This window comes from Streptomyces sp. NPDC059224 (assembly GCF_042754285.1).
Classification (GTDB): domain Bacteria; phylum Actinomycetota; class Actinomycetes; order Streptomycetales; family Streptomycetaceae; genus Streptomyces.
Genome location: NZ_JBHZAN010000038.1, coordinates 92,151 through 99,858, shown reverse-complemented (window position 1 = coordinate 99,858; position 7,708 = coordinate 92,151). Strand labels below are relative to the sequence as shown.

Annotated in this window: 4 protein-coding genes; all 4 read right to left on the bottom strand. The window is 73.0% G+C overall.

Annotated features, from left to right (window positions below; genetic code table 11):
* Window positions 1-169 precede the first annotated feature (169 nt).
* Window positions 170-2,080, bottom strand: a complete 1,911-nt coding sequence (locus ACFXI4_RS35145; protein ID WP_384998816.1) for an AMP-dependent synthetase/ligase — start codon at window positions 2,078-2,080, stop codon at window positions 170-172.
* A gap of 139 nt (window positions 2,081-2,219) precedes the next feature.
* The gene (locus ACFXI4_RS35140; protein WP_384998813.1) at window positions 2,220-3,713 is read right to left on the bottom strand and encodes a VWA domain-containing protein; all 1,494 of its coding nucleotides are present in this window, start codon (window positions 3,711-3,713) and stop codon (window positions 2,220-2,222) included.
* Window positions 3,714-3,877: 164 nt separating this feature from the next.
* The gene (locus ACFXI4_RS35135) at window positions 3,878-4,732 is read right to left on the bottom strand and encodes an ABC transporter permease (protein ID WP_384998810.1); all 855 of its coding nucleotides are present in this window, start codon (window positions 4,730-4,732) and stop codon (window positions 3,878-3,880) included.
* On the bottom strand, window positions 4,729-7,377 hold the full coding sequence (locus ACFXI4_RS35130) for a CocE/NonD family hydrolase (RefSeq protein ID WP_384998809.1): 2,649 nt from the start codon (window positions 7,375-7,377) through the stop codon (window positions 4,729-4,731). The genes ACFXI4_RS35135 and ACFXI4_RS35130 overlap by 4 nt, the downstream gene beginning before the upstream one ends.
* Between the last annotated feature and the right edge of the window lie 331 nt (window positions 7,378-7,708).

Sequence of the window (7,708 nt, the reverse complement as noted above, 5' to 3'; positions counted from 1 at the left end):
CCCGTCCGCGTTCCCCCGCGGGCGCCCCCCGACCGTGGGGTGTGTGCGCGCGCCCCCGCCCCCACTGCCGGGGGCCCCCCCCCCCCCCGCCACCATTTGGCAGTGCGGGGGGGGGGGGGGGCGCCCTGGGGGCCGCCGGGGCCCCCGCCGCCTTTTGCCGCCTTGCGGCTCACCTCCGGTACAGCGCCTCGATCTCGTCGGCGTAGCGCGCGCTCACGGCGTGCCGCTTCACCTTGAGCGACGGGGTGAGCAGGCCGTTCTCCTCGGTGAACTCGCCCTCGACCAGGGCGAAGGCGCGGATCGACTCGGCGCGGGAGACGGCCGCGTTGGCGTGGTCGACCGCCTTCTGCACCTCGGCCCGCAGCCGCTCGTCGCGCACCAGCCCGGCGAGCGGGGTGTCCGGCGGCAGCTTCCGTACGGACAGCCAGTGGGCGAGGGCCTCGGGGTCCAGGGTGACCAGCGCGGCGACGAAGGGCCGGTTGTCGCCGACCACCAGGCACTGACCGACGGGCGCGCGGCTGCGCAGCCGGTCCTCCAGGACGGCCGGGGAGACGTTCTTGCCGCCGGAGGTGACCAGCAGGTCCTTCTTGCGGCCGGTGATGGTGAGATAACCGTCCCCGTCGAGCGCGCCGAGGTCGCCGGTCGCGAACCAGCCGTCGTCGGGGAGCACTTCGGCGGTGGCGGCCGGGTTGTTCCAGTACGACCCGAAGACCACCGGCCCCTTGATCAGCACCTCGCCGTCGTCGGCGATCCGGACGGCCGTCCCGGGGATCGGCTGTCCGACCGTGCCGGGGCGGGGTGCCAGCGGCGGCACGATCGTGGCGGCCGCGCTGGTCTCGGTCAGGCCGTAGCCCTCGTAGACGACGATCCCGGCCGCGTGGAAGAACAGGTTGAGGTTCCGGTCGAGCGGGGAGCCGCCGCTGATGGCGTACCGCATCCGGCCGCCGAGCTCCTTGCGGATACGGCGGTAGACCAGCAGGTCGTACAGCGCCCAGGCGGCGTACAGACCGGGGCCGGGGCCCTTCCCCGTGCCGAGGAACTTGTCCAGGTGGGCCTCGGCGAAACGCACGCCGATCCGTTCGGCCCGGTCGAAGGAGGCGGCCCGGCCGATCTTCTCGGCCGTCGCCCGCCCGGTGTCGTGGATCTTCTCGAAGAGGTACGGCACGCCGACCAGGAACGTCGGCCGGAACTCCCTGAGGGCGGGCCGGAGTTCGTCCGGCTTCACGCTCGGGAAGTGGCCCATCTCGATCTTGCCCATCAGGCAGGCGATCTGCAGCGTACGGCCCAGGATGTGGGCGAGCGGGAGGAACAGCAGGGTGGCGGCGGTCCGACCGGTGACCGCCTGGAAGACGGGGTACAGCAGCTCGACCGTGTTGGCGGCCTCGGCGTGCAGGTTGGCGTGGGTGAGGAGACAGCCCTTGGGACGGCCGGTGGTGCCCGAGGTGTAGCAGACCGTGGCGGTCGAGTCGGGGGTGAGGCCGGCGCGCCGCTCGGCGACGTCCTCGTCCGGGACGCCGGCGCCGAGGGCGGTGAGTTCGGCGAGCGCGTTCGCCTCCAGCTCCCAGATGCGCGGGAGTCGGAGGTGTGCGGCGGTGCCGGTGGTGACGGTGGAGGTGTTCTCCGGGGTCTCGGTCACCACATGGCGGGCGCCGGAGTCCCGGACGATCCACTCCACCTGCTCGGCGGAGGAGGTGGGGTAGACGGGGACGCTCACTCCGCCGGCCGACCAGATGGCGAAGTCGAGGACCGTCCACTCGTAGCGGGTGCGGGACATCAGGGCCACCCGGCCGCCGGGTTCGAGGCCGGCGGCGATCAACCCCTTCGCCAAGGCGGTGACCTGGGCGGCGAAGTCGGCGGCCGTGACGGATCCCTCGCCGCGGCGGATCGCCGTGGCGAGGGGGTCCTCCGCCGCGTTGGCGAACGGGAGGTCGGCGAGGGAGCCGCTGGTGAGCGGGGCGGCGAGATGCTCACGGCGCACCTCCCGTACGACGCCGTTCCCGTCCTTGACGACGCCGATCCGGCCGCGGGCGGCCAGGTCGGTGCGTCGACGTGCTCGCTTGAGGTCGCTGCGTACGCCCATGGGGCGTCAACTTACTCACAAGTAAGGGCAGGTCAATGGGTTTCGCCGCAGGGGGTGCGGCGGTGCGCGAGTGCCGGTCCGTCGTGGCTGGTCGCGCAGGTCCTCCCCCAGCCTTCGGCCGGGGGGACCCCCAGCGCCCCTAAAGGGGCGTTGCCTCGCTGATCGCCGTGGAGAGTTCGGCCACGTCCTTGTCCTCGGTCACCCTTGCCAGAGTCGTCGCCCGCGATCGCAGCTTCGTGAGGCTCGGTGCTCCCGGCATGTCGTACTCCCCGTTCGCCAGCGCGTCCGCGAAGTACGCGGCCACCGCGGCCACTTGGAAGCGCGGGGACGCCGTCCAGACCGAGTCGCGCAGCGCGCTGGTCTCCACCGAGCCCGTGTTCTCGTGCGGGTCCCTGGTCCGGGGGTCGAACCAGCGGACCGTGGCCGTCGCCAGGTGGCCGTCCGTGCCCGGCTTGGTGCGGACGGCGTAGAGGGCCGTCACCGTGTGGCCGGGGCCCACCTCGCCGCCGTCCACCCGGTCGTCACGGAAGTCCTCGTCGGCGACCTCGCGGTCCTGGTAGCCGATCAGGCGGAAGTCGGCGACGGTGTGCGGGTCGAAGGCCACCTGGGCCTTGGCGTCGCGGGCCACCAGGTCGATGTTCTGCGGTAGTTGATCGCAGAACACCCTGGTCGCGGTGGCGGTGTCGGAGACGTACGCGGTGTGGCCGTCGCCCTTGTCGGCGAGGCGTTCCATGAGCGCGTCGCCGTAGTCGCTGCCCACGCCGACGCCGAACAGCGTGATGCCGTATTCGCGGCGGTCGCTGTCGATGCGGTTCAGGATGGCGTCCGGTTCGGTCTCGCCGTCGTTGGCGAGGGCGTCGGAGATCAGGACGACGCGGTTGGTGGCGTCCTTGCGCAGGCCGTCGACGGCGGTGGCGTAGCCGGCCTCCACGCCCTCGCCGAGGTTGGTGGAGTAGAGGGCGGTGAGGCCGTCGACGGCGTGGTGGATCCGGCCGCGGTGGCCGGCGAGGCGGGTCATCGGCAGGACCGTCTCGGCGTGTTCGCTGAAGGTGACGATCGCGACCGAGTCGTCGTCGCGCAGCCGGTCGGTCATCGTGTCCAGGGACTTCTTCGCGAGGTCCAGCCGGCCCGGCTCGTCCATGGAGCCGGAGACGTCGATGACGAAGGTGAGGGCGGCGGGCGGGCGTTCGCCGGTGGCCTCCTCGGGGCGGGTGGCGAGGCCTATCCGCACCAGGGACCAGTCCGGGTCGGTGGTGCGGGCGCCGTCCACCGTGACCGTGAACCCGTTGTGGTCGGGGGTCGGGTAGTCCTGGCGGAAGCTGTTGACGAACTCCTCGGCACGGACGGTCGAGGGTGCGGGGCGCCGGCCGTCGGCGAGGGTGCGGCGGGCGTAGCCGTAGGACGCGGTGTCCACGTCCAGGGCGAAGGTGGAGAGGTGGTCCGAGGACGGGGCGGTCGCGGAGTCCTCGGGGTGCGGCCGGCTGGGCGCCGGAAGGCCGTCGCTGTATCTGGAGTCACTGGACAAGTGGTCGTGGTCGCCCGCGCTGCAGGCCGTCAGCAGCAGGGCGCCCGCGGTGGTGAGGGCGAGCAGTGCCCCGGTGATCCGCCGTCGGTTGCGGTGTCGGTCCGTCATGGTGCCCCCTGTGCAGGTCGGAGTCGACTTCCTGGCTCTTAGGCCCGGTGTCGACGACTCTGACGGCGCAAGGGGGTGGAACGTGCGACCCGTAGCGTTGCGGATGGATCTCGAACTGGGCACGGACCAGGGGTTTCGAGTCCGGAGGGAGATCGTCCGGTGACCTAGGAGACCACGTCCTTGCGGGCGAAACCCCGGAAGGCCAGGGCGAACAGCACCAGGGCGTACGTTATGGACACCGCGGTGCCCTGGATCATCCCGGACCACTCGGGATGCGGCTGTACGGCGTCCGCCCAGGCGAACTGCCAGTGCGCGGGCAGGAAGTCACGCCAGTGGCCGAGCGCGGTGACCGCGTCCAGGACGTTGCCGACGATGGTCAGGCCGACCGCGCCGCCGACCGCGCCGAGCGGCGCGTCCGTCTTCGTGGAGAGCCAGAACGCCAGTCCCGCGGTGACCAGTTGGGACAGGAAGATGTACACCACCACGACCGCGAGGCGCTGGGCCGCGGTGCCGGTGTCGAGTTCGCCGCCGGTCGGGATCTGCAGCGGTCCCCAGCCGTAGGCGGCGGTGCCCACGGCCAGCGCGACCAGGGGCAGCACGATCATCGCGGCCAGGCTGAGGCCGAGGGCGACGACCAGCTTGGACCAGAGCAGCCGGGCCCGGGGCACGGGCGCGGCGAGCAGGTAGCGCAGGGAGGACCAGCCGGCCTCCGAGGCCACCGTGTCCCCGCAGAACAGTGCGACCGGGATGACCAGCAGGAAGCCGGCCGACACGAACAGGTTGACGGCGGCGAAGTTGGCGCCGGACGAGGTGGCCGTGTCCAGCAGGGTCACCTGGCTGTTGCGGGCACCCGGCCGGCCGCCGATCGCGAACGCGATCAGCAGCACGAACGGCAGTGCGGCCAGGATCGCGCCCATCACCAGGGTGCGGCGGCGCTTGAGCTGGCGGACCAGCTCGACGCGCAGCGGCAGGGTGCGGCCCGCCTGATAGCCGGAGGCGACCTCGGTGAGCGTGCTCATGCGGAACCTCCGATCAGGGTGAGGAAGGCGTCTTCGAGACGGCGGTGGGGTCCCACCGACGCCACCGGCACGTCGAGCCGGACGAGTTCGGCGACCAGTCGCGGTGCGCTGCCGCCGGGCTCCATGCGGACCAGCAGTCCGTCGTCCGTGCGGGTCACCGAGGCGACGCCGGGCAGCGCGGCGACCTTCTCCACCACCGGCTCCTCCAGGGGCACGCCGGTGCCGACGAGCAGGGTGTCGCCGGAGCCGACGATCTCCGCGACCGGGCCGGCCTGGATCAGCCGGCCGCGGTCCATCACCACGAGGTGGGTGCAGGACTGCTCGACCTCGGCGAGGAGATGGCTGGAGACGATCACCGTACGGCCGGCGGCCGCGTAGCGGATCATCACCTCGCGCATCTCGCGGATCTGCGGCGGGTCGAGGCCGTTGGTCGGTTCGTCGAGGATGAGCAGGTCCGGCAGGCCGAGCATGGCCTGGGCGATGGCGAGGCGCTGGCGCATGCCCTGCGAGTAGGTGCGGACCGCGCGGGCCAGGGCGTCACCGAGGCCCGCGATCTCCAGGGCCTCCTCCAGGTGGGAGTCCGCCGCCGGGCGGCCGGTGGCCTGCCAGTACAGCTCCAGGTTCTCCCGGCCCGAGAGGTGCGGCAGGAAGCCGGCGCCCTCCACGAAGGCGCCGACCCGGGAGAGGACGGGCGCGCCCGGGCGGACGGCGTGGCCGAAGACCCGGATCTCGCCGCCGTCCGGCCTGATCAGGCCCATCAGCATGCGCAGGGTGGTGGTCTTGCCCGCGCCGTTCGGCCCGAGCAGGCCGAGGACCTGGCCCTTCTCGACGCGGAAGGACAGCTCCTGGACCGCGTACCGGTCCGTGGAGCCCGCGTAGCGCTTGCTCAGGTCTGTGATCGTCAGCGGGACTTCGGCGAGTTCGGGGTCCGGTGCCGGGATGGTGGTACGGCGGCGGCCGGTGACCAGCAGGGCCAGGGCGACGAGCGCTCCGGTCAGGGGCAGCCACCACACCCAGGAGGGCAGTGCGGCGGCGGCCGTGTCCACCTGGGGGGCCGTCGGCACGCTGAGGGCGCTCCTGAGGGAGACGGTGTAGACCGCCGGGGCGGTCGGGGAAGCGTAGCCGAGGTCGGTGGAGGCGAGGACCAGGCGCAGGCGGTGGCCCTTCTGCACCTCGTGGTCGATCGCCGGGAGGGTGATCGTGACGTCCTTGCCGGACTTCGTCCCCGCGACGCGGACCGGGGCGACCAGCTGGGCGGGCAGCACCTTCTGGGTGCCGTCCGGGCCGACGTCGTACACCTTGCCGAAGAGGACGGCGTCGTCGCTCGTCGAGGTGAGGTGGACGGTGGCCGTGGGCGAGCCGGTGATCCGCACGTTGTCGGGGACCGGCGCCGAGTCGAAGCGGGCGTACTGGCCCGGGAAGTCCAGGGAGACGCCGACGCCGAGGGAGGAGAGCTGGGCGAGGCCGCCGCCGGCGCCCAGGCCGGGCAGCGCGGAGACGGCGGGCGGGGTGGCTCCCGCCGGGTTCTCGACGCGCTGCGTGCCGCCTGTCAGGGCGATGGACTTCCGGTCGTTCTCCAGGCCGGGGTAGCTGTCCGAGGTCGCGCCGCGCAGCTGGGTGGCGCCGTCGGTGGAGTCGACGCCTCCGGTGCGGGTGATCCGGAAGGCCGGGCCGGTGTCGGTGGCCTTGTCGCCCTTCAGGTAGCGGTCGAACCAGCTGGCGATCCGGCCCTCGACCCGGCTGGTCTCCAGGTCGCCGCCGTCGTGGCCGCCGGCGATCCAGTCGACGTCGACGGGGGCGCCGCCCGCCCGGATCGCCTTCGCGGCGGCGTCGGACTGGGCGAGTGTGAAGAGGGAGTCCGTCTGGCCCTGGAAGAGCAGGGTGGGCACCTTGATGCGGTTGCCGACGGCCGACGGCGAGCGCTCTTCGAGGAGCTTGACCGCGGCCGCGTCCGGCCTGCCCGACTCGGCGACCCGGTCGTACATCGCGCACAGCGCCGGCTCGAACCTGGCGCAGCCGCCGCCGGTGTTGAAGAAGATCCCGGCCCACAGCTTCTTGAACACGCCGTTCGGGAAAAGGGCGTCGGCGAGGTTCCAGTACGTGATTGACGGGGCGATCGCGTCCACGCGCTGGTCGTAGCCCGCGGCCAGCAGGGAGATCGCGCCGCCGTAGGAGCCGCCGGCCATGCCGACGCGGGGGTCGCCGGGCTTGTCGAGCCGGACCTGGGGCTGCCGCGCCAGCCAGTCGATGAGCCGGGAGACGTCGGCGACCTCGCCCTTCGGGTCGTTCAGGCCGATCCGGCCGGTCGATCTGCCGAAGCCGCGGGCGGACCAGGTGAGGACCGCGTACCCCTGGCGGGCGAGGTCCTCGGCCTCCTGACGGGTGTCGGCCTTGGAGCCGCCGAAACCGTGGGCGAGAAGGACGGCGGGGCGTCGGCCGGTGCCGGGGGTGGTGAAGAACGAGGTGTCCAGCCGTACCCCGTCGACGGCCATGACCTTGTCGGACCGGTGCACCGGGGCCGGGTCGTCGGAGGCGACGGCGGTCCACGTACCGGCGCCTACGAGCACGACGACGGCGGCCGCGGCGGACAGAAGCCGCCGCGGCCGCCGGAGCGGCGCTCGTAGGCCGGGGGGTCGAAGATCCATGCGTTCAACGGTACGGGCCCGGGTCGGCATGCGATGCCGACGGTGGGCTGAACAGTGGGCCATCCCCGAGGAGTAGGAGTACGTCGCCGTGTACTTCGGGTGCGGTACGGCGGGGTGCCCGCAGACGCCGCCGGTGGCCCCCGCGGGCCGGTGGGGGCTGAGCGCGCAGTTCCCCGCGCCCCTCAAGCAGCCGGCCGCCCCGCCCCGCACTCACAACAGCACGTCTCGCGACGATTGTCCCCGCAGGCCGGTGGGGGCTGAGCGCGCAGTTCCCCGCGCCCCTCAGGCCGGCCGCCCCGCCCCGCGCTCACAACAGCCCGCCGCCGCGACG